This window comes from Paenibacillus macerans (genome assembly GCF_050565405.1).
Classification (GTDB): Bacteria; Bacillota; Bacilli; order Paenibacillales; family Paenibacillaceae; genus Fontibacillus; species Fontibacillus macerans_B.
The window spans coordinates 118,734-144,090 of record NZ_JBNYYG010000002.1 but is presented as its reverse complement, the minus strand read 5'-3'; the positions used below and the strand labels follow the sequence as shown (position 1 = coordinate 144,090).

Annotated in this window: 26 protein-coding genes; 22 read left to right on the top strand and 4 right to left on the bottom strand. The window is 56.7% G+C overall.

Translation table 11 applies throughout. The annotated features are described in order from the left end of the window. Positions 1-61: 61 nt before the first annotated feature. Positions 62-1,189 carry a M20/M25/M40 family metallo-hydrolase gene (locus tag ACQ4N8_RS02535; RefSeq protein WP_430702742.1) on the top strand — a complete coding sequence of 376 codons (1,128 nt, stop codon included), beginning with the start codon at positions 62-64 and terminating at the stop codon, positions 1,187-1,189. Between the two features lie 57 nt (positions 1,190-1,246). On the opposite strand, the gene ACQ4N8_RS02530 is transcribed toward ACQ4N8_RS02535, so the two are convergent. Together ACQ4N8_RS02530 and ACQ4N8_RS02525 are read right to left on the bottom strand one after the other, a co-directional pair. Further along, positions 1,247-1,810 carry a tetratricopeptide repeat protein gene (locus ACQ4N8_RS02530; protein ID WP_430702741.1) on the bottom strand — a complete coding sequence of 188 codons (564 nt, stop codon included), beginning with the start codon at positions 1,808-1,810 and terminating at the stop codon, positions 1,247-1,249. 58 nt (positions 1,811-1,868) lie between these two features. Beyond that, positions 1,869-2,042, bottom strand: a complete 174-nt coding sequence (locus ACQ4N8_RS02525) for a Z-ring formation inhibitor MciZ (RefSeq protein ID WP_430702740.1) — start codon at positions 2,040-2,042, stop codon at positions 1,869-1,871. Positions 2,043-2,150: 108 nt separating this feature from the next. Between ACQ4N8_RS02525 and ACQ4N8_RS02520 the strand changes: the two genes are divergently transcribed. The 15 genes from ACQ4N8_RS02520 (at position 2,151) to ACQ4N8_RS02450 (ending at position 16,592) form a co-directional block, all read left to right on the top strand. Beyond that, on the top strand, positions 2,151-2,717 hold the full coding sequence (locus tag ACQ4N8_RS02520; protein WP_430702739.1) for an NUDIX hydrolase: 567 nt from the start codon (positions 2,151-2,153) through the stop codon (positions 2,715-2,717). Then, on the top strand, positions 2,714-3,922 hold the full coding sequence (locus ACQ4N8_RS02515) for an endonuclease Q family protein (RefSeq protein WP_430702738.1): 1,209 nt from the start codon (positions 2,714-2,716) through the stop codon (positions 3,920-3,922). Before ACQ4N8_RS02520 ends, ACQ4N8_RS02515 begins: the two co-directional genes overlap by 4 nt. Positions 3,923-4,396: 474 nt before the next feature. Further along, positions 4,397-5,023, top strand: a complete 627-nt coding sequence (spoIIM, locus tag ACQ4N8_RS02510) for a stage II sporulation protein M (RefSeq protein ID WP_430702737.1) — start codon at positions 4,397-4,399, stop codon at positions 5,021-5,023. Between the two features lie 335 nt (positions 5,024-5,358). Next, complete coding sequence (locus tag ACQ4N8_RS02505; protein WP_430702736.1) at positions 5,359-5,853, top strand: hypothetical protein; 495 nt, start codon at positions 5,359-5,361, stop codon at positions 5,851-5,853. A gap of 300 nt (positions 5,854-6,153) precedes the next feature. Beyond that, positions 6,154-6,633 carry a Fur family transcriptional regulator gene (locus ACQ4N8_RS02500; RefSeq protein WP_430702735.1) on the top strand — a complete coding sequence of 160 codons (480 nt, stop codon included), beginning with the start codon at positions 6,154-6,156 and terminating at the stop codon, positions 6,631-6,633. 200 nt (positions 6,634-6,833) lie between these two features. Next, the gene (locus tag ACQ4N8_RS02495) at positions 6,834-7,070 is read left to right on the top strand and encodes a DUF4227 family protein (protein WP_430702734.1); all 237 of its coding nucleotides are present in this window, start codon (positions 6,834-6,836) and stop codon (positions 7,068-7,070) included. Between the two features lie 101 nt (positions 7,071-7,171). Further along, the gene (xerD, locus tag ACQ4N8_RS02490) at positions 7,172-8,104 is read left to right on the top strand and encodes a site-specific tyrosine recombinase XerD (RefSeq protein WP_430702733.1); all 933 of its coding nucleotides are present in this window, start codon (positions 7,172-7,174) and stop codon (positions 8,102-8,104) included. Positions 8,105-8,173: 69 nt separating this feature from the next. Further along, positions 8,174-9,361: a phosphopentomutase gene (locus tag ACQ4N8_RS02485; protein ID WP_430702732.1), complete on the top strand. Its 1,188-nt coding sequence runs from the start codon at positions 8,174-8,176 to the stop codon at positions 9,359-9,361. Positions 9,362-9,415: 54 nt separating this feature from the next. Next, on the top strand, positions 9,416-10,243 hold the full coding sequence (locus ACQ4N8_RS02480) for a purine-nucleoside phosphorylase (protein ID WP_430702731.1): 828 nt from the start codon (positions 9,416-9,418) through the stop codon (positions 10,241-10,243). Between the two features lie 54 nt (positions 10,244-10,297). Beyond that, on the top strand, positions 10,298-11,629 hold the full coding sequence (locus ACQ4N8_RS02475) for a pyrimidine-nucleoside phosphorylase (RefSeq protein ID WP_430702730.1): 1,332 nt from the start codon (positions 10,298-10,300) through the stop codon (positions 11,627-11,629). Between the two features lie 426 nt (positions 11,630-12,055). Then, positions 12,056-13,246, top strand: coding sequence for a D-alanyl-D-alanine carboxypeptidase family protein (locus ACQ4N8_RS02470; protein WP_430702729.1), 1,191 nt, complete (start codon positions 12,056-12,058; stop codon positions 13,244-13,246). 89 nt (positions 13,247-13,335) lie between these two features. Next, complete coding sequence (gene spoIIAA / locus ACQ4N8_RS02465; RefSeq protein ID WP_430702728.1) at positions 13,336-13,689, top strand: anti-sigma F factor antagonist; 354 nt, start codon at positions 13,336-13,338, stop codon at positions 13,687-13,689. Between the two features lie 29 nt (positions 13,690-13,718). Beyond that, entirely contained in the window at positions 13,719-14,147 is a 429-nt protein-coding gene (spoIIAB, locus tag ACQ4N8_RS02460; protein WP_430702913.1) for an anti-sigma F factor, read from the top strand. An 11-nt stretch (positions 14,148-14,158) separates the two neighbouring features. Next, entirely contained in the window at positions 14,159-14,914 is a 756-nt protein-coding gene (sigF, locus tag ACQ4N8_RS02455) for an RNA polymerase sporulation sigma factor SigF (RefSeq protein ID WP_430702727.1), read from the top strand. Between the two features lie 241 nt (positions 14,915-15,155). Further along, positions 15,156-16,592: an NAD(P)-binding domain-containing protein gene (locus tag ACQ4N8_RS02450; RefSeq protein ID WP_430702726.1), complete on the top strand. Its 1,437-nt coding sequence runs from the start codon at positions 15,156-15,158 to the stop codon at positions 16,590-16,592. Positions 16,593-16,661: 69 nt separating this feature from the next. Here ACQ4N8_RS02450 and ACQ4N8_RS02445 read toward each other — a convergent pair whose 3' ends face one another. Together ACQ4N8_RS02445 and ACQ4N8_RS02440 are read right to left on the bottom strand one after the other, a co-directional pair. Further along, complete coding sequence (locus ACQ4N8_RS02445) at positions 16,662-17,201, bottom strand: chromate transporter (RefSeq protein WP_430702725.1); 540 nt, start codon at positions 17,199-17,201, stop codon at positions 16,662-16,664. Continuing rightward, the gene (locus tag ACQ4N8_RS02440) at positions 17,201-17,794 is read right to left on the bottom strand and encodes a chromate transporter (protein ID WP_430702724.1); all 594 of its coding nucleotides are present in this window, start codon (positions 17,792-17,794) and stop codon (positions 17,201-17,203) included. Before ACQ4N8_RS02440 ends, ACQ4N8_RS02445 begins: the two co-directional genes overlap by 1 nt. Positions 17,795-18,188: 394 nt before the next feature. Between ACQ4N8_RS02440 and ggt the strand changes: the two genes are divergently transcribed. From ggt to ACQ4N8_RS02410, 6 genes are all read left to right on the top strand, one after another. After that, on the top strand, positions 18,189-19,766 hold the full coding sequence (gene ggt / locus ACQ4N8_RS02435) for a gamma-glutamyltransferase (RefSeq protein ID WP_430702723.1): 1,578 nt from the start codon (positions 18,189-18,191) through the stop codon (positions 19,764-19,766). Between the two features lie 55 nt (positions 19,767-19,821). Then, on the top strand, positions 19,822-21,048 hold the full coding sequence (locus tag ACQ4N8_RS02430) for an amidase (protein ID WP_430702722.1): 1,227 nt from the start codon (positions 19,822-19,824) through the stop codon (positions 21,046-21,048). Between the two features lie 206 nt (positions 21,049-21,254). Then, on the top strand, positions 21,255-21,830 hold the full coding sequence (locus ACQ4N8_RS02425; protein WP_430702721.1) for a dihydrofolate reductase family protein: 576 nt from the start codon (positions 21,255-21,257) through the stop codon (positions 21,828-21,830). A 269-nt stretch (positions 21,831-22,099) separates the two neighbouring features. Beyond that, positions 22,100-23,683 (top strand): PucR family transcriptional regulator, encoded by a 1,584-nt coding sequence (locus tag ACQ4N8_RS02420; RefSeq protein WP_430702720.1) that lies wholly within the window; start codon positions 22,100-22,102, stop codon positions 23,681-23,683. Then, a complete protein-coding gene (locus ACQ4N8_RS02415) occupies positions 23,680-24,732 on the top strand; it encodes an XdhC family protein (protein WP_430702719.1) in 1,053 nt (350 codons plus the stop codon). The genes ACQ4N8_RS02420 and ACQ4N8_RS02415 overlap by 4 nt, the downstream gene beginning before the upstream one ends. Beyond that, positions 24,662-25,300 carry a nucleotidyltransferase family protein gene (locus tag ACQ4N8_RS02410; protein ID WP_430702718.1) on the top strand — a complete coding sequence of 213 codons (639 nt, stop codon included), beginning with the start codon at positions 24,662-24,664 and terminating at the stop codon, positions 25,298-25,300. Before ACQ4N8_RS02415 ends, ACQ4N8_RS02410 begins: the two co-directional genes overlap by 71 nt. Positions 25,301-25,357 lie beyond the last annotated feature (57 nt).

The following is a 25,357-nucleotide window of genomic DNA, read 5'->3' as shown; positions in this document are numbered from 1 at the left end:
TTGACATAAACGTATTATTTTTCACTTCTATTATCGTAACGAAGAAAGCGAGGAAAGTCCAATGATTAACGAGGAAAGGGTCATCGGACAATTTTTGGAACTGGTGCAGGTCGACAGCGAAACGAAACAGGAGCGCCGGATTGCCGATGTATTAAAAAGTAAGTTTGCCGAGCTGGGACTCGACGTTGTCGAGGATGGTTCCCAGGCGGAGACGGGGCACGGCGCCGGCAATCTGATCGCTACGTTGAAGGCTACCGCAGATAGAGCGGCCGAGCCGTTTCTATTCACCTGTCACATGGATACCGTCTCGCCGGGCAAAGGCATTAAGCCGGTGGTTGGCGAGGACGGATGGATCCGCAGCGACGGCACGACGATTCTCGGCGCCGATGACAAGGCCGGGGTAGCGGTGCTGCTGGAGTTGATTCAAACGCTGCAGGAGCAGCAGATTCCGCACGGACAAATTCAGTTTGTCATTTCAGTCGGCGAAGAATCCAGTTTGCGCGGGGCAAGGGCACTGGAAACCAAATACGTGGACGCCAAATTCGGTTATGCGATCGATACGGGCGGGCAGGTCGGAACGATTTGCGTGGGCGCTCCTACGCAGGCGCGCGTCGAAATCGAAATTTTCGGCAAAGCGGCCCATGCCGGAGTCAATCCCGAAGACGGCATCAGCGCGATCCAGGTGGCCGGCAAAGCGCTGGCCCGTATGAAGCTGGGACGCATCGATCATGAGACGACGGCTAACATCGGCAGATTCGAAGGCGGGGGAGCGACCAATATCGTACCGGACCACGTCACCTTGTTCGGCGAAGCGCGCAGCATGTCCCCAACCAAGGTGGACGCCCAACTGCAGGCGATGAAGGAAGCCGTGGTATCGGCCTGCCGCGATTTTGGCGCCACAGGGGAGTTCCGCAGCGAAGTGTTGTACCGGGCATTCCTTATTCCGGAGGAGGAACCCGTCCTGCATATTGCCCAAAAAGCGGCGGCCGCGTTGGGACTTACGGGCACCACGTTTACGACCGGCGGCGGCAGCGATGCCAACATCTTTAACAGCTTGGGCATTCCTACCGTCAATTTGGCGATCGGGTATGAGGATATCCACACGACCGAAGAAAGAATCAAAAAAGACGACATCATCAAAACCGCACAATTTGCGCTTGAGATCGTCCGGCAATCCGTATCCCGATAAGGGACGCAACATGCAGGAAACCCGAGGCCATGAATGCCTCGGGTTTTTAAGTGGTCATTAATGCAGCAAGGATGCCGTTCGAGCCGGCAAATGCCGGACTTGTTCCTTCGTCCATTGGGTGTGCCATCCCGAGGCTTGAATAATGTTCAAGGCCTGATGGAAATCATCCAAGTACTTGCCGATTTTGTCCTGCTCCGCTTTGGCCGGATGATAAATCTGGATTCTTCGCTGGAGATTGGCGATCGTCTGCTGCAAGTAACAGGAGGCGGCACCGAAACGGGCTAAGGCCAAATCGGGGGTTTGCTCGGCTATCGCCTCAAAAATAGGGGCGGCTTCCGCGTAACGTTCTTCATCATAGCATATTTCCGCCCAAATCATGCCAAGCTCCAAAAACGGGGGAAGGGGTTTTTCAAGCAGGACAGAATCCAGCTGCATCAGCTTCTCTTTAGCCTGGTCGACATATCCTTCTTTATATAAGGATTGCACCAGTTCGCTGAGCAAATAAAGGTCATTTTGTCCCGCCAGCCGTTCTGCGACGTCCAGCCGCCCTGATGAAATTGCGCTTTGGATCATTTCTACGATTTTGGCCATATTTTGAGGTTGTCCAGTCGGACTACGCATAATTCACCCCCTTCCTTTATTAACCGGAATCGACGTGGCTGAATAACTTCGCGTTTTTTCAGCGGGACAAAATGCGTGATTCCGCTGCCGGAAGTTCGGAACGGCGTGACTCGATGAACTCGGCGATTTTGGCATGGGAGCCGGCTTCCTTGATCCATTGGGACAGCAAAATGCGTATTTGCCAGGCTTTCCCTTGGGCGCGAACGCAACTCGGCGCGAAATAGCTTTTCATTTTCGCGGCTCCTTTCTCGGACAGGTTTGGTATAATAACACCATATGTCTCGCGTGGACAAGTTATGTTCGAATATCCATTCGTTTTTATACTGAGGAGGAATTCATAATGGCAGCAGCCGATAAACTTACAGAAACAACCGTATCGACGGAGCCGATCTTTACGGGGAAGGTGATCTCCCTGCAGATCGATACCGTGGAGCTTCCCGACGGCACGACCGCTACGCGGGAAATCGTCAAGCACCCCGGGGCCGTCGCTGTGCTGGCGGTGCATGAGGGGCGTTTGCTGCTTGTAGATCAGTATCGTCAAGCGATGGGCCGCCGAGAACTGGAGATTCCGGCCGGTAAGCTGGAGAAGGGGGAAGATCCGCAGGAGGCGGCAGGGCGGGAGCTTCAGGAGGAGACCGGTTATCGCTGCGGAAAACTGACGCATCTTCATTCGTTTTATACCTCGCCCGGGTTTGCGGATGAAGTCATTCATCTTTATTTGGCCGAGCAGCTAACGGCCGGCGAAATGGCGTTGGACGAGGACGAATTCATCGAGGTGCACGAGGCCACGCCGGAGGAAGCGCTCGCCCATATCGCCGAAGGACGGATTGCGGATGCCAAGACGATTTTAGCGGTTTATATCTGGCAGCAGCGGCTTGCCCAAGGGACAGCGGATTTAAAGGAATGAACGACTCCGTAAAGCAACGAAATGAACAAATGACGACGGTTTATGCGGATTTGCACATTCATATCGGGCGGACCGGGCGGGGAGCGCCGGTGAAAATCAGCGGCAGCCGCGACTTGACCTTCGCTCGGATCGCCAAAGAAGCGGCGGAACGCAAAGGGATCGGGCTCGTCGGGATTATCGACTGCCACTCCCCCGGCGTACAGGAGGACATTGCCAATTGCCTGGAGCAGGGCGACATGCATGAGCTCCCGGACGGAGGAATCGCTTACGAAGGGACGACGCTCCTGCTCGGCAGCGAGTTGGAGATTCGCGAGCCGGGGATGGGGCCGGCGCATTTGCTGGCCTTCTTCCCCACTTTTGAGGCGATCCGCGGTTTTACCGGCTGGCTGGAGAAAAGGATGAAGAACGTAAGCCTAAGCTCGCAGCGGGTGTACGCCCCGGCGCGGACGCTGCAGGAGGAGGTGTATGCCCGGGGAGGGATGGTGATCCCCGCGCATATCTTTACGCCGCACCGCAGTATTTACGGCAGCTGCGCGCCGCGCATGGCCGACGTGCTGGATCTGGCGCTGATCAGCGCCGTGGAGCTGGGGCTTAGCGCGGACAGCGAAATGGCCGGCCTGATCAGCGAATTGGATCCGTATACGATTTTGACCAACTCGGATGCCCACTCGCTGGGTAAAATCGGCCGGGAATATAATGAGCTGCGGCTGAAAGAAGCGAGCTACCGCGAATTCGCCAAAGCGCTGCGAGGCGAAGAAGGTCGCCGCGTGGCCGGGAATTATGGTCTGAACCCGCGGCTTGGCAAGTACCATCGAACTTACTGCAGCGGCTGCAATTATATCATCGACGAGGCGGAAGCTGCGGTGGAACGCTGCCCGTATTGCGGCAGTCCCAAATTGGTGCGCGGCGTGCTCGATCGCATCCGCTCGATCGCGGACCGCACGAAGCCGGAGGTTCCGGCCCATCGCCCGCCCTATCACTATCAAGTGCCCCTCGAATTTATACCAGGGCTGGGCCCGGCCAAGCTGGAGCTCCTCCTGCAGGCCTTCGGCACGGAGATGAACATTCTGCATCGCGTGGCGGAGGACAAGCTGGCCGAGGCAGCGGGTGCCGAGCTCGCGGAGCGGATCGTCGCGGCCCGAAGCGGCAAGCTGGAGCTGGACGCCGGGGGCGGCGGCATTTACGGCAAAGTGAAGAAATCTTGATATACGGCCTGGAAATACGCATAGGGGAGAAGGCTTGTTCATATTTTAGGGTAGGAACTAATCTTTTTTTGAACTACCGTTTCAATGAAGGTTCAAAAAGTAAGGTTTGGAGCACCGAGAAGGTTGGATGAAGCTAGGGGGTGAGTAGCGGAGCGTAGATGAGTCTACGTGAGCAACGGAAGGCCCGGCTGAATTCAAGATTCGACGCCGAATCCGCTTGTTGACCTGCATCGTGATCAAAAGATGACTTTTTGAACTACCGTTTCAATGAAGGTTCAAAAAGTAAGGTTTGGAGCACCGAGAAGGTTGGATGAAGCTAGGGGGTGAGTAGCGGAGCGTAGATGAGTCTACGTGAGCAACGGAAGGCCCAGCTGAATTCAAGATTCGACGCCGAATCCGCTTGTTGACCTGCATCGTGATCAAAAGATGACTTTTTGAACTACCTCTAAAACGAACGAGCAAGGGGGCTCTCAAATGCTGCAACCGATTCGCCACGCACTCAAAGACCAAACGCCGCTGTACGTGTTCGTTTCCGTGCTGTTTCTGATGGGCGTCGTGTTTGGGGCGCTGATGGTCAATGCGTTGACCTTGGAGCAACAGCAGGATTTATCGCGGTATTTCGGCGATTTTTTTCTCTCGATCAATGAAGGCGGAACGGAATTCATGCCGATGACGTTTTGGGAAGTCGCGGCTTTGCATTTGAAATGGCTTGGTTTGATTTGGCTGCTTGGCTTGTCCGTGATCGGGCTGCCGGGCATTCTGATCCTCGATTTTTTAAAAGGGGTGCTGATCGGCTTTACGGTTGGCTGCCTGGTCGGTCAGTATACGTGGAAGGGGCTGCTGTTTGCCCTTGTCTCCGTCGCGCCGCATAATTTGATCGTGATTCCCGCCTTGCTGATCGCCAGCGTCGCGGCGGTCGGATTTTCGCTAAGCATCATCCGTTCCCGCGTCCTGCAAACCCGTAAGGGGCATGCCTCCCGGCCTTTCCTTTCGTATACGGGGCTGACGCTTGCGATGGCCGCGGTGTTATTGGCCGTCTCCTCGTTCGAAACGTGGGTGACCCCGGTGATGATGGGGTGGGTTACTCCGATAATTTCGTGAAATGGCGTTTATGCATTGGAATTACTCGCTTTTTTGAGAGTTGTAAAAGGCTTGAAATCACGAAAAAATCACATTTACGGCAAATTGTCATCGTTCAGGATGTTTCCGAAGTGTGCGTAGTCCAGGCTATTGCAAAAAAACACCTGAAGCAATATTTATTATCGAGTTACTTAATTTACTATTTATAACGATAGGAGAAGGTGGTTTAGCAGGTATGGTTATATTGAATTGGGGCACTGTACAAAAAAAGGAAAATGATGTATATTGAAGAAGCAGTATGAATTATTACATAGAATAATAAAATAAATATGGGAGGACGGGAGGAATTTTAATTTATGAAGAGAACAAAAGTTACCGTAGCTGTAATCGCAGCTACACTGTTATCTCTCTTCTCTGTCGCATCGGCAGCTCCTGCTTCGTCATATGTTCCAAACCAAAAGACAACAACTCCAGCAACTCAAGTAGCCGAACAATCTAACGTTGTAGTGAAAGGATACGATGAAGCACTATTTTATCCACTTGATGCATTGCTTATAAACAATGTCACTCATACGGGAAATACTGCGTACACCGGAGAATTCTCTACTGATCCAGGCAATGGGAAGAACTTGAATGTATGGGTTAAAAATAATAGCAACGTAACCGTTTATCTTACAATCAAGCGCAATGGAACTGAATTTGTATCTGATATTGCTATTGCTGCTGGAGGACAAAGAACACAAACTTTTGTTGAACAAGTTGCAAGTGGTCTGAGCGGTGATTGGGAAGTATATGTGTATAACAAAACTGGGGATCAATATAATTTGAATGTTAGCGCCAGACAATTTTAGTTCTTTATATCTAAATAGTCCTTTATGGCAATATAAGAAACAGAGCATTACATTATCAATAAATGCGGCACCTTTCCGAAAAATACGGAAAAGGTGCCGCATTTTTTCGCCTGCGATTGAGGGGGGGGTTTCTAATGATTATTGATGAGGGCTCTTCTTGTTTTTAAGAAGTAACGGGATATCGTTTTAGCAGACGCGTTCTAGCAAAATGTTTGACTTTGTTGATTCACTCCCCCTATAATGAAAGAAGTGGTCATTGAACTTTTTTGGAAGTGCGGCGATGGCTGGGGGAGGGAGAACATGGAAGCGAAGATCGAAAAAATCAAACAGCAGTTACAATCCCACGGTTACAAATTGACGCCCCAGCGGGAAGCCACGGTACGTGTATTGCTCGAAAACGAAGACGATCATCTCAGTGCGGAAGATGTTTTCATGCTCGTCAAGGATAAGGCGCCGGAAATCGGTCTGGCCACCGTTTATCGAACATTGGAATTGCTGAGTGAGCTGCATGTCGTGGAGAAAATCAACTTCGGCGACGGGGTGGCCCGATATGACCTGCGAACCGATACGACGAAACATCATCACCATCATTTGATTTGCGTCCAATGCGGGGCGATGGATGAGATCCGCGAGGATTGGCTTGGCCCGTTGGAGGAGCGTCTGGAGAAAGAGTTCAACTTTACGGTGCTGGATCACCGTTTGGATTTTCAGGGGATTTGTTACCGCTGCAAAGATAAGAACAACAACGATCCGTCGGGGAATGGCAATAATAAGAAATAAGCATTCAAGCAGAGCTCCCTACGGCCTCATGCCGTAAGGGGCTTTTTACGTTCCGGTAAGCGGGCCGGACGCCGGAACGCCGCGGCTATTTTCCTGACTTCCGCATACTCGCGCGCCCCTCTTTATATACTGAATACATAGAGATGTCCAAGCGTTGGCTGGGACGGGGTACCGCAAGTTCTGGAAAAGAGGGTGGCTTTATGGTGATTTCGCTTCGCAAATGGTTGCGATCCGGCAAATATTTGGTCCTGTTCGTCGCGCTCGCTTATACTCTGTACAGAGCGTTAGGGATGCTGGACGAATACGTGTTCCGGGAGGATAAATACCGGGTGCCGGAAGGCTCTGCGGTTAAAGTCTTTCACGCCGACATCCCGGGAAGCGGCGAAATGGAGACGATGGCGGACCGGCTGAAGTTATTTTTTTGGTACGGGGAATGAGCAGGGAAATGAGCCGGAGCGTGGAAATAATTAAATAAGTTGATCTATAAGTATATGTTCAAAAAGTCGGCTTTTCAGCACAGAGAAGGGAGGCGCAGTGCATGGAACAGGATGCGGCCTCTTTTATTTCATTTCTGGCCGGGCAACGGAGTTTGAGCCGGGCTAGCCAAGAATCGTACGCAAGGGACTTGAAGCAATACATAACTTATTTGCGTGATCGGAACACTGGCCATTTTCGCGAGGTGACCCGGGCGGGGATCCTGCTCTATTTCGCGTCCCTGAAAGAGCAGGGCAAAGCCCCTGCGACGATCATGCGCGTCTCCGTGACGCTGCGCGCTTTTTTTCAATATTTGCTGCGGGAGCGCCTGATCGATCAGGACCCTTTCGTCATGCTCGAGCTGCCGAGAGCCGACAAAAAACCGCCGCAAACGCTAAGCGTGGAGGAAACGGAGCGCCTGCTGGACGCGCCGGATTCCGAAACCCTGCTTGGCCTGCGCGACAAGGCGATGCTGGAACTGCTGTATGCCACGGGAATCCGCGTCTCCGAGCTGATCGCCCTGAACGTCGGCGACGCCGATACGGCGCTGCGCTTTCTGCGATGCTCCGGGGAGAGCGGGAAGGAGCGGATCATTCCGTTCGGTAGCGTGACGGCGGAGTGGCTGGAGCGGTACATGCGGGAAGGCCGGCCGCACTTCATGCCGTCGGAGGACAACCCCGCCTTGTTTCCGAACCGCAGAGGCGAACGCATCAGTCGCCAGGGCTTCTGGAAGCTGGTCAAGAAATACGGGCAGTCGGCGGGGATTTCCATGGATATTACGCCGCATACGCTGCGCCATTCCTTCGCCGTTCATTTACTGGAGCGAGGGGCGGACGTCAGGTCGGTGCAGGAGTTGCTCGGTCACGCTGACGCCGCGACGATGCAGATGTACCTGCCCCGTTCCGGTCCCACTCTGAAATCGGTATACGACACGTTTCATCCGCGGGCGGGGCGCAGGCCGGACGAGCCTCGGGGGAACCCTGGGGAATCCGTCTAACGCAGGGCGGAATGGATTCCCGCACGCAAGGGATTACTAAAGCTGCAAAGATTAAAGGAGTGATAGAAGATGCAAAACGGAAATCGTTTCAGAAAAATTACCGTAATCGTCCTCGACAGCGTGGGGATCGGGGAGCTGCCGGACGCGAAGAAATTCGGCGATGAGGGCTCGCATACGCTGGGTCATATTTTACAAACCGTTCCCGGAACAAAGCTGCCTCACATGCAACAATTAGGGTTGGGGAACATTGCGGATTTACCGAACCTGAGCCCGGCATCGTCGCCGACCGGATACTTTGGCAAAATGGCGGAGATTTCCTCGGGCAAAGATACGATGACCGGCCACTGGGAGCTGATGGGCTTGAAGATCGAGACTCCCTTCCAGACGTACCCCAACGGATTTCCCCGTGACCTGGTCGCCCGGTTCGAACAGGAGACGGGGCGCAAAATCATCGGCAACAAGCCGGCTTCCGGGACGGAAATTTTGGTGGAGCTCGGGGAAGAACACATGAAGACCGGTGCCTGGATCGTGTACACGTCGGCGGACAGCGTCTTCCAAATCGCCGCGCACGAAGAGGTTATCCCGCTGCCGGAACTGTACCGGGCCTGCGAAATTGCCCGCCGGCTGACGCTGGAGCCGGAGCATTCCGTGGGACGCGTTATCGCCCGTCCGTTCGTCGGTCAGCCGGGTCATTTCCAACGCACGCCGAACCGGCACGACTATGCGGTCAAGCCGCCGGAGCCGACCGTGCTGAACGCGCTGAAAAACGCCGGCAAGGAAGTCGTTGCCGTCGGGAAGATCGGCGATATTTTCTCGGGCGAGGGCATTACCGCTTCGTATCCGACGAAGAGCAACCAGCACGGGATCGAGGAAACGCTGCGGCGCATCGGACAGGATTTCAGCGGCTTGCTGTTCACGAACCTGGTCGACTTCGATTCCCTGTACGGACATCGGCGCGATCCGCAAGGCTATGCCCGTGCCCTCGAGGAATTCGACGCGGCTCTGCCGGCCTTGCTGGAGAACGTCGGCGACAACGACCTGCTGGTCATTACCGCCGATCATGGCAACGATCCGGTTCACGCCGGGACGGACCATACGCGTGAGTACGTTCCGCTGCTCATTTACGGGCCGAGCTTGACAAAGCCGGGCAGCCTGGGAATCAGAGGCACCTATGCCGATTTAGCGGCGACGATTGCCGACAATTTCGGCGTGCATGCCACCGAGCACGGCAAAAGCTTTTTGCGCGAGTTGATCTAGGAGCCGTTACTTTATAAGGCGGTTTAGAGTTTTCACATACGGGAGGATTTCGAAATGACGACAATGTTAACGATTGGCATGATACGGGAGGCGGCGGAATTTATCCGCTCCCGGTCGGCGCTTACGCCGAAGGTTGGCTTGATTCTGGGCTCGGGGCTTGGCGTTCTGGCCGACCATCTGGAGCAGCCGGTCAGCATTGCCTATCATGACATTCCCTTTTTTCCGCAATCGACGGTGGAAGGGCATGCTGGCGAGCTGCTGATCGGTACGGTGCAGGGAACGCCGGTCGTGCTGATGAAGGGCCGTTTCCACATGTACGAAGGTTACGGGCCGGAGCTGACCGCGTTTCCGGTGCGCGTAATGAAGGAGCTCGGCGTGACGACGCTGCTCGTGACCAATGCGGCGGGCGGAGTGAATACCGCTTATTCGCCGGGCGATTTGATGCTGATTAGCGACCATCTCAATTTGACCGGAAAAAATCCGTTGATCGGCCCTAACGACGAAGAGCTGGGCGCGCGTTTCCCGGATATGTCCCAGGCTTACAGCCGCAGGCTGCGCGATATCGCCCGGAACCTGGCCAAGGAAAAAGGCGTGCCGCTGCAGGAGGGCGTTTATGCCGGATTGCTCGGCCCGACCTACGAGACGCCGGCGGAAATCCGCATGCTGCGGACGCTGGGAGCGGACGCGGTCGGCATGTCCACCGTATCCGAAGTCATCGTGGCCAGACACGCCGGCCTGGAGGTGCTGGGGATTTCCTGCATCAGCAACATGGCTTCGGGAATTTTGGACCAGCCGTTGTCCCACCAAGAGGTGATGGAAACCACCGAGCGCGTGCGCGAGAAGTTCCTGAGCCTCGTCCTGTCCATCATTCCGGAAATATAGTGCAAGTTGAACAACCTCTTATAGAATAAGCATAGGGAACGGAGGTAAAGATCGATGAGAGCGGTAGATCTAATCCGTAAAAAAAGGGACGGCCAGGAGCTCACGAGCGAAGAGATCGCTTTTTTGGTGAAAGGGTACAGCGAAGGGCAGATTCCCGATTATCAAATGTCGGCTTGGGCGATGGCCGTTTATTACCAAGGGATGTCCGCCAGGGAAACGGCGGATTTGACGATGGCCATGGCCGGCTCCGGGGATACGATTAACCTCGGCTCGATCCGCGGCACCAAGGTCGACAAGCATTCCACCGGCGGGGTCGGCGACAAGACGACCATCGTACTGGGACCGCTGGTCGCGGCTGCCGGGGTGCCGGTGGCGAAAATGTCGGGCCGGGGGCTGGGCCATACCGGCGGGACGATCGACAAGCTGGAAGCGATCGCCGGATTCTCCGTGGAGCTCGGAAAGGAGCAGTTTTTCCGCCAGGTCAACGAGATCGGGCTGGCCGTTGTCGGCCAAAGCGGCAACATGACGCCGGCCGACAAGAAGCTGTACGCGCTGCGGGACGTCACCGCCACGGTGGATTCGATCCCGCTGATCGCTAGCAGCGTGATGAGCAAGAAGATCGCCGCCGGGGCCGATGCGATCGTCCTGGACGTCAAGACGGGCAGCGGCGCGTTCATGAAAACGCTGGAGGATTCGATCCGCCTGGCCAAGGCGATGGTTGACATCGGTGCCCAGGTCGGGCGCCGTACGGTCGCCGTGATCAGCGACATGGACCAGCCGCTTGGCCATGCGATCGGCAACGCCCTCGAGATCAAGGAAGCCGTGGCGACGCTGCGGGGCGAAGGCCCGGCGGACCTGGAAGAGGTGTGCCTGATCCTGGCTTCGCATATGCTGATCCTGGGCGGCAAAGCCGCTACGGAGGAAGAGGCCAACGCGATCCTCATGGCGCAGATGGACAGCGGCGAAGCGCTGGACAAGCTGAAGCAGATGGTAGCGGCTCAAGGCGGCGATACGGAGCAGATCGACCATCCCGAGCTGCTGCCGACGGCCGAACTGAAAGTGGAGGTTAAGGCGGAGAGCGGCGGGTATGTCGATTCGATCCAAGCCGAGGAAATCGGCATCGCGGCCATGATGCTGGGAGCCGGCCGGGAAACGAAGGATTCCGTCATCGACCTGGCGGCCGGCGTGGAGCTGCGGAAAAAAATCGGCGACCCGGTAGAAACCGGCGAGACGTTGGCCGTGCTGCACCTGAACCGCAGCCACGAAGCCGGCCGGGCCGAAGCCGAGCGGCGAGTGCTTGGCGCCTATGGAATTTCCGGGGCGAAAGTACCTAGACGGCCGCTGGTCTTTGCGCTCGTGACGCCGGATGGCGTCAAGCGATTTTAGGTTTCGCCGGAAGCCGCGCCGGGGACGGACCGCATGAATAGCGGTACAAAAAGGCCTTATTTTCGCTGAATTCGGGATAAACGCGTAATTAGCGGTACTTTTTGGCCTTATTGTCGGACGAAGTACGGAAAAACGGCCTGTTTCCGGCTTCGGCCCCGAAATAAGGGTACAAATGTCCTCTATTTTCGACCAAACTCGCAAAATCGCCCAAATAAGGCCATAAAATTCCCTTATTCCGTGGTTTGCCCCTTCGGCCACCTGGAGAACAGCGAATCCAAACGTACCAGCATAGCGAAAATAGCTGATTAGCCCTCGAACAAACGAAACGCCGAAAGGCGTTTTTTCTTTTGCGCAGGAATAATATCCCACTTTCATGCCGATACTAGGTTAGCAGAATCCAGACTTTTGTCTAAAGGAGGACTAATCTTGAAAAGACGGGTGTTGATCTGGTTTGCCGCCCTCGTTCTGGCGGTTTCGGTCTGGCCGACCTACGTTAGCGCGGAGCACGGCGGACCTCATGAAGGGGATGACGAAATCGTTCTGGCGGAGAACGCGCTTTCCGCCGTCCTGCTTGATGCCGATACGGGGACGGTCATTTACGAGAAAAAAAGCCATGAGCAGCTCCCCCCGGCCAGCATCACGAAAATCATGACGATGCTGCTCACGATGGAAGCCATCGACAACGGGACGCTGAAGCTGACCGATAAGGTCGCCGCCAGCGAATACGCCGCGTCCATGGGGGGGTCCCAAATCTTCCTGGAGCCGGGCGAAACGATGACGGTGGACGAATTGCTGAAGGGCGTAGCGATGGCTTCGGGGAACGATGCCTCCGTCGCGTTGGCGGAGAAAATCGCCGGGTCGGAGAAAGCGTTCGTGAAAATGATGAACGAGCGGGCGGAGCAACTGGGCATGAAGGATACGCATTTTGCCAACTGCAACGGATTGCCCGTAGCCAATCACTACAGCTCCGCCTATGACATCGCCGTCATGAGCAGGGAACTGCTCAAGCATGAGGCGGTGACGAAATATACCGGGGCTTACCAGGATTACTTGCGCCAAGGTTCCGAGAAACCGTTCTGGCTGGTGAATACGAATAAGCTGGTCCGATTCTACAGCGGCGCGGACGGGCTCAAAACGGGCTACACGTCGGAAGCGAAGTTTTGTCTGGCGGCAACCGCGAAACGGGACGGGATGCGCTTGATTGCCGTCGTGCTCGGCGAACCGAATACGAAGACGCGCAACAGCGAAGTGTCGGGCATGTTCGATTACGCGTTCTCGCAATATGCGCTGTTGCCGATTTATCAAGCGGGGGAAGCGATCGGCAAGGTTAAGGTGCAAAAAGGGATGAGCGCGCAGCTGGAGCTGGCGGCAACCAAACCGTTGAACGTGCTGGTGAAAAAAGGAGCGAAGCCGGACAGCATTACCCACAAGCTGATCGCACCCGAAAAACTGGCCGCGCCGATCAAAGCGGGCCAAACCGTTGGCAAACTGGTCGTATATCAAGACGGCCTCGTGTTGACCGAATTCGATCTGACCGCTCCGGCGGATATCGATAAAGCCGGCTGGTGGACGTTGTTCAAGCGAACGGCCGCACACTTGTTTTTTGTAGATTCATAGGGCTTTTCTTCTAGTTTTGTCAGTCGGCAGGAATCGGGCCTAGGATCGTAGAATTGTTGTGTTCATGTCAGGGAGGAGAGTGAACAGACGTGAATTTGCAAGTGGAAATGGAGAAACACCGCGAGACGTTAATCGTGCGCTTGAGCGGGGAATTGGATCATCATACGGCGGACGATGTCCGGATGCGTATGGACGAAGAGATCGCCCGCGGGAACTGCCGCAATCTCGTATTAAGCCTCAAAACGCTGCAGTTTATGGATAGCTCCGGAATCGGCGTCATTCTCGGAAGATATAAGCTGATCAAGCAAAAAGGCGGGAAGATGGTCATTTGCGACGTGAACCCCCCGGTTTATCGGCTATTCGAAATGTCGGGACTCTTCAAAATCATGCCGATCTTCGATAACGAAGACCTGGCATTGACCGATTTGGAGGTGGCCCTGTGAGTACCAACGCAAATCAAGCCAGCAATTTTATGTCGCTGAAGTTTGCCGCGAAATCCGAGAACGAATCGTTTGCCCGGGTCACGGTTGCCGCTTTCGTCTCCCAGTTGGATCCGACGATGGACGAAATCACCGATTTGAAGACGGTGGTGTCCGAGGCGGTCACGAATTCGATCATTCACGGGTATGACGGAAACCCGGAAGGGGTCGTGTCCATTTCTGCCGCGATCGAGGGCGATACGGTCACGTTGATCATCGAGGATCAAGGCCGCGGTATCGAGGATGTGGAGCTGGCGAAACAGCCGCTTTATACTTCGAAACCCGAACTGGAGCGCTCGGGCATGGGGTTTACGATTATGGAAAATTTTATGGACGAATTTGACGTGACGAGCGAATTGGACGGAGGCACCCACATTCGGATGAAGAAAAGGATTGTATCCAAGAAAGCTTTATACAATTAGGGGTTGGATCTATGGATGCCGAAGTGAAGCAAACCTCGAGAGAGTTTTTGGACGACACGGAAGTGAAAAGGCTGATCGCCCTGAGTCAATCCGGGGACAACGCTGCCAGAGACCGGCTGGTGAACTGCAATATCCGGCTTGTCTGGTCTGTCGTGCAGCGGTTTATGAATCGGGGCTATGAACCCGAAGATTTGTTTCAAATCGGCTGCATCGGCCTGCTCAAGTCGGTGGACAAGTTCGATCTCAGCTATGACGTCAAATTTTCGACGTACGCGGTGCCCATGATCATCGGGGAAATTCAACGTTTCTTGCGCGACGACGGGACGTTGAAAGTCAGCCGTTCGCTGAAAGAAATGGCCAATAAGGTACGGAAGAAGAAAGATGAATTATCCAAGACCTTGGGCCGCCTGCCAACGGTGAAGGAAGTGGCCGAAGAGCTCGGAGTCACGCCGGAGGACGTCGTATTCGCCCAAGAGGCCAATAAACCGCCGGCTTCCATTCACGAAACGGTATTTGAAAACGACGGCGATCCGATTACGCTGATGGACCAGATCGCCGATGAATCCCAGGAACGCTGGTTCGACAAGCTGGCGCTCCATGAAGCGATTGATGGATTGACCGACCGGGAGCGCTTGATCGTATACTTGCGCTATTACCGGGACCAGACCCAGTCCGAAGTCGCCACGCGGCTTGGAATCTCCCAAGTTCAGGTGTCTCGGCTGGAGAAGAAAATCTTGCAAAACATCCGCGATCAAATCGCGCAATAATTCGGGTAACCAGGGTCCCCTTACGGGCTATGCTGTCTTCGACTTCGTCAAGACGCTCCAAGCTCCGGAGGGGATTTTGCGTTCGCGGGATCCTGACGGCTTTAATGTACGGCGCACAAAATACCGGCCGTTTTTTGGACATCGCGACCATAAACTTGCTCCGCGCGTTCCGGCGGCCCGCCTCACAAGCTATAATAGCTACTAAAATAGATGCGCCATGAGCATGGAAGGCGGGGAAGCCATGAGTCTGGAAGCTTTGAACGACCAAGTGAAACGGGATCTGTCTTACCTGAACTTCGGCGGAGCCGATTGGGTGCTGCCGCGAAAGTCCGCGGAGGGGCATATCTATGACGTCGTGATCGTCGGCGGCGGCCAAAGCGGATTAGGCGCGGCCTTCGGGCTGCTGCGCGAGCGGATCTCCAATATGCTCGTCATCGACGAAAATCCGGCGGGTCTGGAGGGGCCATGGGAAACGTACGCCCGCATGGTGACGCTGCGGACCCCGAAATGGCTGACCTCCATCGACCTGGGGATCCCGTCGTTGACCTTCCGCGCCTGGTGGGAAGCGCAATTTGCCGCCAAAGGCTGGGAGGAGCTGGACAAAATCCCGCGCAGAGATTGGATGAACTATTTACGATGGTTCCGGAATGTATTGGGGTTGCCGGTCGTTAACGAAACGAAGCTGACGCTTGTTGAGCCGGCCGGAGACGGCCTTCACCGGCTTCATTTGGACGGTCCGGGCGTTTCCGGAAAAAGGCTGCTGGCCCGCAAGGTGGTGCTGGCTACCGGCATTCAGGGCGGGGGAGAATGGCATGTGCCGCCGATGATCGCGGAGCGGTTGCCCCGCAGCCTGTATGCCCATACCTCGGAAGCGATTGATTTTACCGCTATGAAAGGCAAAAAGCTGGCCGTTCTGGGCGGAGGCGCTTCCGCATTCGATAACGCCAACCATGCCTTGTCCCGGGGGGCGGCAGAAGCGCATGTATTCGTTCGTCGGGAGAAGCTGCCGAGCGTCAACCCGATTCGCCAAATGGAGGTCTCGGGGATGATCGAGCGGTTTCATGCCCTGACCGATGCGGAGAAATACCGGGTGGTTTCGCATTTTTTCCAAACGAACCAGCCCCCGACGAACGACACGTTTGAGCGGGCTGCGGCTTGGCCGGGGTTCGCGCTGCATCTCGGCTCGCCTTGGCTGAACGTGGAGGCGGACGGCGGTGAAGCGGTCGTTACGACACCCAAGGGCCGCTTCGGCTTCGACTTCGTCATCGTCAGCACCGGCCTGCTTAGCGAGCCGTCCCTGCGTCCGGAGTTGCGCCTGCTTGACCGGCATATCGCGCGTTGGAGCGATTGTTATCAGCCTCCGGCGGGCGAGGGGAACCCGCTGCTCGACCGGCATCCTTACTTAAGCCCGGGCTTTGCCGTGACCGCCCGCGACCCGGAAGGACGGAAGCTGCTGCACGGGCTGTTCGTGTTCAACTACTCGGCACTGGCAAGTAACGGCCTGTCGGCTTCGGCCATCTCGGGAACGAGGAATGCGATTCCCAAGCTGGTGGCCGGCATCGCCGACCAGCTGTTTACGGACGATAAGACGGCAATTCTGGACGGATACTTCAATTACGATATTCCTGAATTCATCGGCGAGTGGAGGCCGGGGACGGCCAAGGTGCGCGCGCAATAGGAATAAAGCCGATAGAAACGGCAAGGCCGCAGGGAATGGTCCCTGCGGCCTGTTTGCCGCACCTCTTGGTTATACGAAATGCTGCAGCACCAGCCCGCCGTAGACGAATGACGCCACGATGACGAGGGCCGGATGAATCTTGCGCCGCTCCATGGCCCAGAAGGCGATGGCGGCGATCGCCAGCGTTTGCCAAATGCCGATGGAGGCGGCCGGCTCCTTGGCCATCTGCCAGGTCAGCGTGACCATCATGATGGCGATGACGGGCTGGACCATCAGGGTCATGCCTTTGACGACGGTGGAATGCCGATATTTGGCCAGCAGCCGAAGCAAAAGGATAAGACCTGCGGCCGAGGGCAGGACGGTAGCCAGCAGCGCCAGCAGTACTCCGGTCCAGCCGTAGACGCCAAAGCCGACATAAGCCGCTATTTTGGTGGCGATCGGCCCGGGGAGGGCATTGCCTAATGCCAGCATATTGGAAAACTCCGCATCGCCGAGCCAATGGTAATGCGGTACAATCTCCTCGTACATGAGGGGAATGGACGAAGGCCCCCCGCCGTATCCGAGCAAATTGGCAATGAAGAAGCCGATGATCAAATCAAGCCAATCCATTACGGGCTGCCTCCTTTCCGTTCCCGCTTGCCGCGCAGGCGGGCGGCCGCCCGGTAATGCACCGTCCCATAACCGAGAAACAGCACGATGACCAGAGCGGGATGCACATGCAGAACTTCAAGCAGCAGCAAGGCCAGCAGCATAAACAGGATGCCGGCCGTCATGCCGAGTCCGTGGATTCCCTTTTTAGCGAACTCGTAAGCCATGACGCCCAGCATCACGGCGATTACGGGCGAAACGGCGGCGATCATTCCTTTGACGACGCGGGAGCCGGCCAGGAAATTGACGGCCGATAACAGCAGGATCATAGCCAGCACGCTTGGCAAAATATGCGAGACCACCGCGAACACCGCCCCCCGCACGCCTTTGCGTTTGTACCCGAGATAGGCGGCCATCTTGGTGGCGATCGGCCCGGGCAGCGCGTTGGCGAGCGCAAGAATTTCGGCGAATTCCTCGTCGCTGAGCCATTGATAACGTTTGACGGCATCATGGCGGATCAGGGGGATGACGGAAGGACCGCCCCCATAACCCAGGACGCCCGTTCTGGCCATGGAGAGACCCAGCTCTATGTAATCTTTTTGACCTTTTTTCAAGCGGTCCCCTCCTTTTTCGATTAAGTTGCCCTTTTTGTCCCAAACCTATGGAATGCACTTGAAGAGGTTGTTTAAAAAGTCGTCTTTTGATTTCGAAGCAAATCAGGAAGTGGTCTCGACGTCGAATCTTGAATTCAGGACGGGCCTTCCGGTGCTCACGTACCCAAAACGTACGCTCCGCTCCTCAGGCCCTAGCTTCATCCAACCTCCCCGGTGCTGAAAAGCCGACTTTTTGAACACGCACTTTAATTATAGTGCGTTTTGACTTCTGGCGGCGTAACTTTGTGCAAGGAACACAAATGTTGCGGTAGGCAAACCGAGGTTTGCCTGCCTCCGGTTGACGAGCGGGAAGGCATGCGGTTAAATGGCACTAATTCACGGGAGGGGGGCGCTTATGAGCAAACGACCGGTCATTGGCACGAAAACGATGGTGGTCAGCCCGCATTACCTGGCTTCCGCGGCCGGAGCGAGAATTTTGGAAAAGGGCGGAAACGCTTTTGACGCAGCCGTTGCGGTTAGTGCAGCGTTAGCCGTAGTTTACCCGCATATGACCGGCCTTGGCGGCGACGCGTTTTGGCTTTGCTATAGCGAGGAAGAGGGGCGAGTCCGCGCCTATAACGGCAGCGGCCGGTCCGGCCGGGCGCTGAACCGCGAGCTGTATGCCGGCGAGTCCGCGATTCCGCGCCGGGGCGCACGCGCCGCGATCACGGTGCCGGGCATGGCGGACAGTTGGGACGCGGTCCAGAGCCGATACGGGCGGCTAACGCTGGCGGCGGCGCTTGAGGCCGCGATCGACTATGCGGACGAAGGGTTTCCGCTGTCTTCGGATCAGCATCGCAACACCGAGCTGGCCGGTACCGCGTTGTCGCCGGAAGCGGCGGCCATCTATAGGCCGGATGGAATTGCGCCCCAGCCCGGGGCCAAGTTCATGCAGAAAGACTTGGCGCGTTCGCTGTCCCTGCTCGCGTCCGGCGGCCGGGACGCTTTTTACTGCGGGGACATCGCCGAGGTAATATGCCGAGGGTTGGCCTCGTCCGGTGGTTACCTGACCCCCGCCGATTTCGCCGGGCACCGCGGGAACTGGTGCGAGCCGGTGACCACGGAATACCGGGGGCATACGGTGTATCAAGCTCCGCCTAACTCGCAGGGTTTCGCCGCATTAATGGCGCTGAACATTTTGGATCAATACGAGTTTGCCGGCATCCCGCACGGTTCTTATGCGTATTACCATCTGATCGCGGAAGCGATCAAAGCGAGCTTTCGCGACCGCGACCTGGTGCTGACCGATCCGGATTTCAGCGACATCCCGCTGGCGGCGCTGCTGGACAAAGGTTATGCGGCCCGGTTAGCCGCATCGATCTCGCTGGAAAAGGCCGCATCCGCCGTCAGCGAGCCGATCGGCCGGGATACCGCTTATGCGGCGGTCGTGGATGCCGAGGGCAACGCCGCTTCGTTCATCCAAAGCTTGTATTTCGAATTCGGCGCGGGCGTGGCTCCGGGAGGCACGGGTGTCCTGCTGCAAAATCGCGGCTCCTTTTTTTCGCTGGACCCCTCGGCGGTGAATGCGCTTGCCCCGTGCAAGCGGACGTTTCATACGCTGATGCCGGCCATGGCCTGCAGGAACGGAAAACCCGCGATCCTGTACGGCACGCAGGGCGGCGAGGGCCAGCCGCAAACGCAAACGCTGTTGTTGACCCGGCTGCTGCATTATGGGATGAATCCCCAGGAGGCGGTGGACCAACCCCGTTTCGTATGGGGCAGAACCTGGGGCGAGCCGACGGAGGCGCTGACGGTGGAGGGACGGGTGGACCCGGCCGTGCTGGAGGCATTGGCCGCTGCCGGGCATCAAGTCCGGAAGGCGGAGGACTATGACGGCTTGGCCGGCCATGCCCACGTGATCGCCATCGACGAGCACGGTTACCGGCTGGGCGGTACGGATCCGCGCTGCGACGGGGCGGCGATCGGCTGGTGACGGCCGAAAGAGGAAACGAGCCCCAGAGCGGGCTTCGCAAAGGAGGAATGCGCGAATGAGCTTGAACAACGAATACGGCGCGTTTATCGATCCGGCCTTGGAGGTTCTTCCTCTCGCCGGCGGATCATTGGACGGTAAGACGTTTGCGGTGAAGGACGTGTTTGCCGTCCGCGGGCATACTTCGTCGGCCGGCAATCCGGATTGGCTGCGCAGTCACCTGCCGGCCAAAGACCATGCGGATGCGGTCCGCCGCCTGCTTCTGGCGGGAGCGGCGCTGAAAGGGGCCGCCCATACGGATGAACTGATGTACAGTCTCGGCGGCGAAAACATCCACTTTGGCACCCCGGTAAACCCTTGGGGCAAGGGGAGGATTCCCGGAGGTTCGTCCAGCGGCTCGGCCGTGGCGGTATCATCGGGCAGCGTCGATTTCGCCCTTGGTACGGATACGGGCGGTTCGGTTCGCGTGCCGGCATCGTACTGCGGCGTCTATGGCATCCGTCCCAGCCGTGGAGCGGTCCGGATGAGCGGCGTCATCCCGCTCGCCCCGAGCTTCGACACGGTCGGCTGGATGACCCGGAGTCCGGAGCTGCTGCTTGCGGTCGGGGAAGTGCTGCTCAAACGGGGAGCCGCAGATGGCGGCATTCGCAAGTTATACATTGCCAAGGATGCCTGGTCGCTGGCTGCCCCCGAATGCGCGGAAAGTTGGTCGAAGGCGTTGCGCCGGCTGCAAGAGGGAGCAGTCCGTTCAGAGGAGATCGAGGTGGCGAAGGAAGGGCTTAAAGCATGGATGGATGCGTTTCGCGAGCTTCAGGGCAGCGAAATCTGGGAGACGCACGGGGACTGGATTCGCAGGGAATCCCCGTCGTTTGCCCCGGACATCGCCGCCCGCTTCGCTTTGGCGGAACGGTTCGCCGAGCAGGATCATTCCGAGGCGGAGGCGCTATTGCTGGCGGTTACCCGGCGATTGGAGGATCTGCTCGGAGAGGATGGCGCGCTGATCGTTCCTACCGTGCCGGGGACTGCTCCGCCGGCAGGCGGAACCCCGGCCGAACTGGAACGGAACCGCAGCGGCGCCATGTCGCTATGCTGCATCGCCGGCCTTGCCGGCCTTCCGCAAATCACGCTGCCGGTGGACGGCCCCGGCGGCTTGCCGTTGGGCTTGTCCGTGATCGGCGCGGGCAACCGGGATCTGCGGTTGCTGGATTGGGTAAACCGAATAGGAGAATTGGCGCAGGTTTGCCGTAAACATCACAAACGCGAAGTCTCCCGGAATGATGGTTGAGGATAGCTGTATGTGTTCAGTGAAAATAAAGTTGTAGACTGAAAAATAAAGTATTAGACACAAGCGGCGGCGCTCAACTAACGGAGTTTTGCGCAACATTGTTGTCAGCAAAAAATTCGGATTTCCACTTGAACCTTACGTAACGTAATGATTTATCATGAACGTAACAGCAGGATGAAACGTGGGCTAACGGAGGAGAAACGAACATGAGAAAACTCGTTCTATTTCTGCACGCATCGCTTGACGGTTTTGTAGAAGGGCCGAACGGTGAAATGGACATTGGCTGGGTTTCCTACAATGCTGATTTGGAGAAACACGCGAAAGAAATTCTGAGTACTGCCGACACTGTCATTTGGGGACGTGGGACTTATCAGATGATGCACAGTTACTGGCCATCTGTGCCTTCGAACCCATCGGCTTCGCAGCATGAACGGAATCATGCTGAGTGGATCGAAAAGACAGCCAAAATCGTTTTTTCCACGACGCTGGAGAAAGTCGAATGGAACAATTCCAGACTGGTGAAAGAAGATGTCGAGGAAGAGATCAAGAACCTCAAACAGCAGCCAGGCAAGGATATAGTCATCCTCGGCAGTCCCAGGTTCGCGCACTACCTTATGCAGCTTGATTTAATAGATGAGTATAAAATTACGGTTTCTCCCGTCCTGATCGGCAGCGGGTTGCCGTTATTCCAAGGTCTCAAGGAGAAAATCAATCTTAAACTTATCGAAAACAAGACATTTGATTCTGGAGCGATAGGCCTCGTTTACCAGACGGTTAGATGACCTTGTCCCCTAAGCTGAGAACGCTAACGGAGAACGATAGCTCAATAACAAGAGGCAGTCTACGACTTTATTTTCATCGGAAAGTATGTTAATCAAAGGCATGTCTATGTTATCTAATCTGACATAGACATGCCTTTTTTTCGTTAAATCCCTTTTCAAACCCACGCACCTTCACTATAATGTTACATAACATAACGCCAGAGGCGGTTTGTACGATCCCGTACGTTAGCGTACAAAGGGATGTTGAGGCGAGAAAGGGAGGGGTCGGCATGCATTTGACGGTCGAAGAGGCGTTATCGATTTACCCGTTATCGGAAGCGAGGCTGATTGCCGGCTCCAAAGGAATGCGCCGCATCGTCAAATCGATAAATGTGATGGATGCGCCGGATATTTCGGACTGGATCAAGGAAGGCGAAATGCTGCTGACGACGGCATATCTGATCAAGGATCATCCGGAACAGGCGTCGTCGCTGCTTCAGAAGCTGAACCGGCGGGGGTCGTCCGGGCTTGGCATCAAGCTTGGACGGTTCTGGGAGACGGTGCCCGACAGCCTGATCGCCGAAGCGGATGAGCTGGGCTTTCCGCTGATCGAGCTGCCGTTCCAGTTCACCTTCTCCGATCAGATGAACGGCTTATTCAGGGCAGAGCTCTCGCGCAGTACGTTCGCGCTGCGCTCCATGCTCGATAAACAGCGGAAGCTGATGACCCTCGCGCTGGAATCCGTGCGAAGCCGTTCGCTGCCCGAAGCCGTTTCCGATTGCATTGGCTATCCGATGGCCGTCATCGGAAGGCAGGGGGAACTGCGGTTTAACAATACCGCTGCAGAGGAACGGGAGTTGCTTAGCGGATGGCCGTGGACATCCAAATGCCGCAAGGTTCGGATCGGCGAGGCGACCGGATACCGTCTCCCTCTCCTCCAAGGCGAAGAGACGGCGGGCTACCTGATCTTCAGTTCCATCGATCCCCTGATGCTGCCTGTCGAAGAAAGCCTGTTCGTCCAAGGAGCCGAACTGATTGCGCACTATTTGCGTACGGGAAACGGCGACGATTTCGAACAGGATCTGCACCGGGATTTCGGCCGGATGTTCCGACGCTGCTTGAAAGGCGACTTTTCCTCCGCGGAGTTGTGCAAGGCGGCGGAAGCCGTTCAGCCCGGCCTGCTGCAAGGGGCGTATCAATTGGTACTGACGGATGTTCCCGACGCAGGCGAGCTCAGGCTGCAGGAGTTGACCCGGCTTAAAGAGGAGTACGGCCGGCATTCGGAGCTTGCGAAGCTCCCGTCTTTTCACCTGATTGTGGATGAAGGACTGTTGTCGCTGTATTCCGGGGAACGGCTGGCGCCGGATCGCTTATGCGGCCATATCGAAGCGTGCTTCGGAAAAATCGGGGCACGAGCGGCATTTTATCCGCTTGCTGCGGTTAGCGGTCGAAAAAACAAGCCGGAGGAAATCCGGGAAGCCTACCAGGAAACGAAGGAAGCATTACGCCTGAAGCCGTATTGGAATCCCGGTCAGCAGGCAGCATATTTCCGCCAACTTGAGCTTATGATGGTACTTCGGCAAGTTCCGGCGGAGATAATGCAAAAATACTGCAGCCGAACCCTTTCGGGTTTGCTTTGCCGGGAGCCGGAGTACGTCCGGGAAATGATGGGGACGTTGGAGGCTTTTCTGGAAAATGACGGACATCTTAATGAAACGGCCAAAAAACTGTTCATCCACCGCAACACCGCGACGTACCGGATGGAAAAGCTCAGCGAGCTGCTGGACGTCGATTTTAAGAAAACCGACGATTTGCTAAGGCTGCGCCTGGCTTTCCTGTTTCGAACCATGCTGGACCGGGGGGAAGTGTCATGAGCATGTACGATATTGCCGCCTACATCAAAGACCACGAACTTCCGGCCGTGCTGGCCACGCTCATTCGGGTGGAAGGACATTCCTATCGGAAGCCGGGGGCCTCGATGCTATTTACCGAGGGCGGCTCGATCGGCAGCCTTAGCCCCGGGTGTCTCGAACAGGATCTGCGGCTGCGGACCGAAGGGATCTGGATGTCCGGGAGGCCGATGACGGTTGAGTACGACATGCTGTCGCCGGACGATATGTCCTGGGGCGAAGCCGTCGGCTGCGGCGGCAACATCCGGATTGTCATGGAGCCGGTGGAGGGAGAACTGCGCAAGCTGCTGACGGAGGCGCACGATCATATGCTTCGGGGAAAAAGCTTGCTGCTGAGGCGTTTCCAAGATGGTGCAGGTTACGCTTATCGGCTGGAGGAGTTTGTCCTTCAAGAGCAGCAGCCTGCTCATAAGCTACGATCGCAGCTGTTGCAGATGTTCGCGGATGCGTCGTTTGCGACGCTTCTGACGCCCAAGCCGCGGCTGGTGTTATTCGGTGCCGGGCGGGACGGCCGTTCCGTCGCCGAGCTGGCCTCCCGCGCCGGCTTCCGCGTCGCCGTTGCCGATTGGCGGGAGGCCGGCCTGGAGAGCGGCTTCCCGGCGGAAGAAAGCGTGGTTTGCCCGCCGGACGAAGCGCCGCGATGGTTGAACATTACCGGCGCAGATTATGTGTTGATCTGCAGCCATTCGTTCCGACGTGACCGGCAGTTCCTCGAATGCGTGTTGGATCGGGGTCCTCGGTATCTCGGGGTGATCGGCTCCAGGGCACGGATCGCCCTGTTGCTGGAGGGGCTGGAGCCGCCGGAATCGCTGCATGCGCCGGCGGGGCTGGCGCTCGGCGGCGAAGGGCCCGAAGAAATCGCCGTCAGCATCGTCGCCGAGCTGATCCGCGCGAAGCGGGCGAAGGCGAGGTACGCGATAAGCAAGGAAGGAGGGAACGAAAATGAGGATTGCCGGGATCTATTTGGCGGCGGGTTTAGGCAGCCGGATGGGCGGCTCCAAGGTTTCGCGTAAGCTGTCTCCGGGCGTCGCCTTTGGAAGCGTGGCGCTTGTCGAGCTGGAAGCTTGCGGGCTGGAGCCGTTGGTCGTGGTGGTTCGGGCCGGCGATATGCTTGAGTGGCTGCCGCCCGCATCGGGGACGCCGGGAGCCCGGCGGACGGCGACGTGCCTCACCGCCCATTTAGGCCTATCCTTCTCGCTTCGTTGCGGGCTCAACGCGGTCATCCCTTACGATCCCGATGCCGTCGTCGTCGCGTTGGCCGATCAGCCTTTCGTGACGGCGGAATTGGTAGACCGGATGTCGGAGGCTTTTCGCCGCTCGCCGGAACTGGATTACGTCGCCTGCTCGGACGGCGAAGAGGCCATGCCACCGGCGCTGTTCTCCAAAGCGCTCTTTCCGGCGCTGCAGCAGTTGGACGGGGACCGGGGCGCGGCGGGAATCCTGCGCTCTTCCGCCTACAAAGGGCTGACCCTTCGTCCGGAATCCTCTTTGTTTGCGATGGACGCCGATACGGAGGCGGAATTTCGGGAGGTTCAAAACATGTGGCTGCGGCAGCAGCCGTCGTCCGAACAGATCGGATGAACGATTGGAATTTTTGAGGGGTTCGTGCAAGGAGCACAGAAACCTCGGCTGCTTTTT

What these genes read in the sequence shown, in the direction of transcription:
- ACQ4N8_RS02535 (WP_430702742.1), top strand. Translation starts at nt 62, where the DNA reads ATGATTAACGAGGAAAGGGTCATCGGACAATTTTTGGAACTGGTGCAG.
- ACQ4N8_RS02530 (WP_430702741.1), bottom strand. Translation starts at nt 1,810, where the DNA reads ATGCGTAGTCCGACTGGACAACCTCAAAATATGGCCAAAATCGTAGAA.
- ACQ4N8_RS02525 (WP_430702740.1), bottom strand. Translation starts at nt 2,042, where the DNA reads ATGAAAAGCTATTTCGCGCCGAGTTGCGTTCGCGCCCAAGGGAAAGCC.
- ACQ4N8_RS02520 (WP_430702739.1), top strand. Translation starts at nt 2,151, where the DNA reads ATGGCAGCAGCCGATAAACTTACAGAAACAACCGTATCGACGGAGCCG.
- ACQ4N8_RS02515 (WP_430702738.1), top strand. Translation starts at nt 2,714, where the DNA reads ATGAACGACTCCGTAAAGCAACGAAATGAACAAATGACGACGGTTTAT.
- spoIIM (WP_430702737.1), top strand. Translation starts at nt 4,397, where the DNA reads ATGCTGCAACCGATTCGCCACGCACTCAAAGACCAAACGCCGCTGTAC.
- ACQ4N8_RS02505 (WP_430702736.1), top strand. Translation starts at nt 5,359, where the DNA reads ATGAAGAGAACAAAAGTTACCGTAGCTGTAATCGCAGCTACACTGTTA.
- ACQ4N8_RS02500 (WP_430702735.1), top strand. Translation starts at nt 6,154, where the DNA reads ATGGAAGCGAAGATCGAAAAAATCAAACAGCAGTTACAATCCCACGGT.
- ACQ4N8_RS02495 (WP_430702734.1), top strand. Translation starts at nt 6,834, where the DNA reads ATGGTGATTTCGCTTCGCAAATGGTTGCGATCCGGCAAATATTTGGTC.
- xerD (WP_430702733.1), top strand. Translation starts at nt 7,172, where the DNA reads ATGGAACAGGATGCGGCCTCTTTTATTTCATTTCTGGCCGGGCAACGG.
- ACQ4N8_RS02485 (WP_430702732.1), top strand. Translation starts at nt 8,174, where the DNA reads ATGCAAAACGGAAATCGTTTCAGAAAAATTACCGTAATCGTCCTCGAC.
- ACQ4N8_RS02480 (WP_430702731.1), top strand. Translation starts at nt 9,416, where the DNA reads ATGACGACAATGTTAACGATTGGCATGATACGGGAGGCGGCGGAATTT.
- ACQ4N8_RS02475 (WP_430702730.1), top strand. Translation starts at nt 10,298, where the DNA reads ATGAGAGCGGTAGATCTAATCCGTAAAAAAAGGGACGGCCAGGAGCTC.
- spoIIAB (WP_430702913.1), top strand. Translation starts at nt 13,719, where the DNA reads ATGTCGCTGAAGTTTGCCGCGAAATCCGAGAACGAATCGTTTGCCCGG.
- sigF (WP_430702727.1), top strand. Translation starts at nt 14,159, where the DNA reads ATGGATGCCGAAGTGAAGCAAACCTCGAGAGAGTTTTTGGACGACACG.
- ACQ4N8_RS02450 (WP_430702726.1), top strand. Translation starts at nt 15,156, where the DNA reads ATGAGTCTGGAAGCTTTGAACGACCAAGTGAAACGGGATCTGTCTTAC.
- ACQ4N8_RS02445 (WP_430702725.1), bottom strand. Translation starts at nt 17,201, where the DNA reads ATGGATTGGCTTGATTTGATCATCGGCTTCTTCATTGCCAATTTGCTC.
- ggt (WP_430702723.1), top strand. Translation starts at nt 18,189, where the DNA reads ATGAGCAAACGACCGGTCATTGGCACGAAAACGATGGTGGTCAGCCCG.
- ACQ4N8_RS02430 (WP_430702722.1), top strand. Translation starts at nt 19,822, where the DNA reads ATGAGCTTGAACAACGAATACGGCGCGTTTATCGATCCGGCCTTGGAG.
- ACQ4N8_RS02425 (WP_430702721.1), top strand. Translation starts at nt 21,255, where the DNA reads ATGAGAAAACTCGTTCTATTTCTGCACGCATCGCTTGACGGTTTTGTA.
- ACQ4N8_RS02420 (WP_430702720.1), top strand. Translation starts at nt 22,100, where the DNA reads ATGCATTTGACGGTCGAAGAGGCGTTATCGATTTACCCGTTATCGGAA.
- ACQ4N8_RS02415 (WP_430702719.1), top strand. Translation starts at nt 23,680, where the DNA reads ATGAGCATGTACGATATTGCCGCCTACATCAAAGACCACGAACTTCCG.
- ACQ4N8_RS02410 (WP_430702718.1), top strand. Translation starts at nt 24,662, where the DNA reads ATGAGGATTGCCGGGATCTATTTGGCGGCGGGTTTAGGCAGCCGGATG.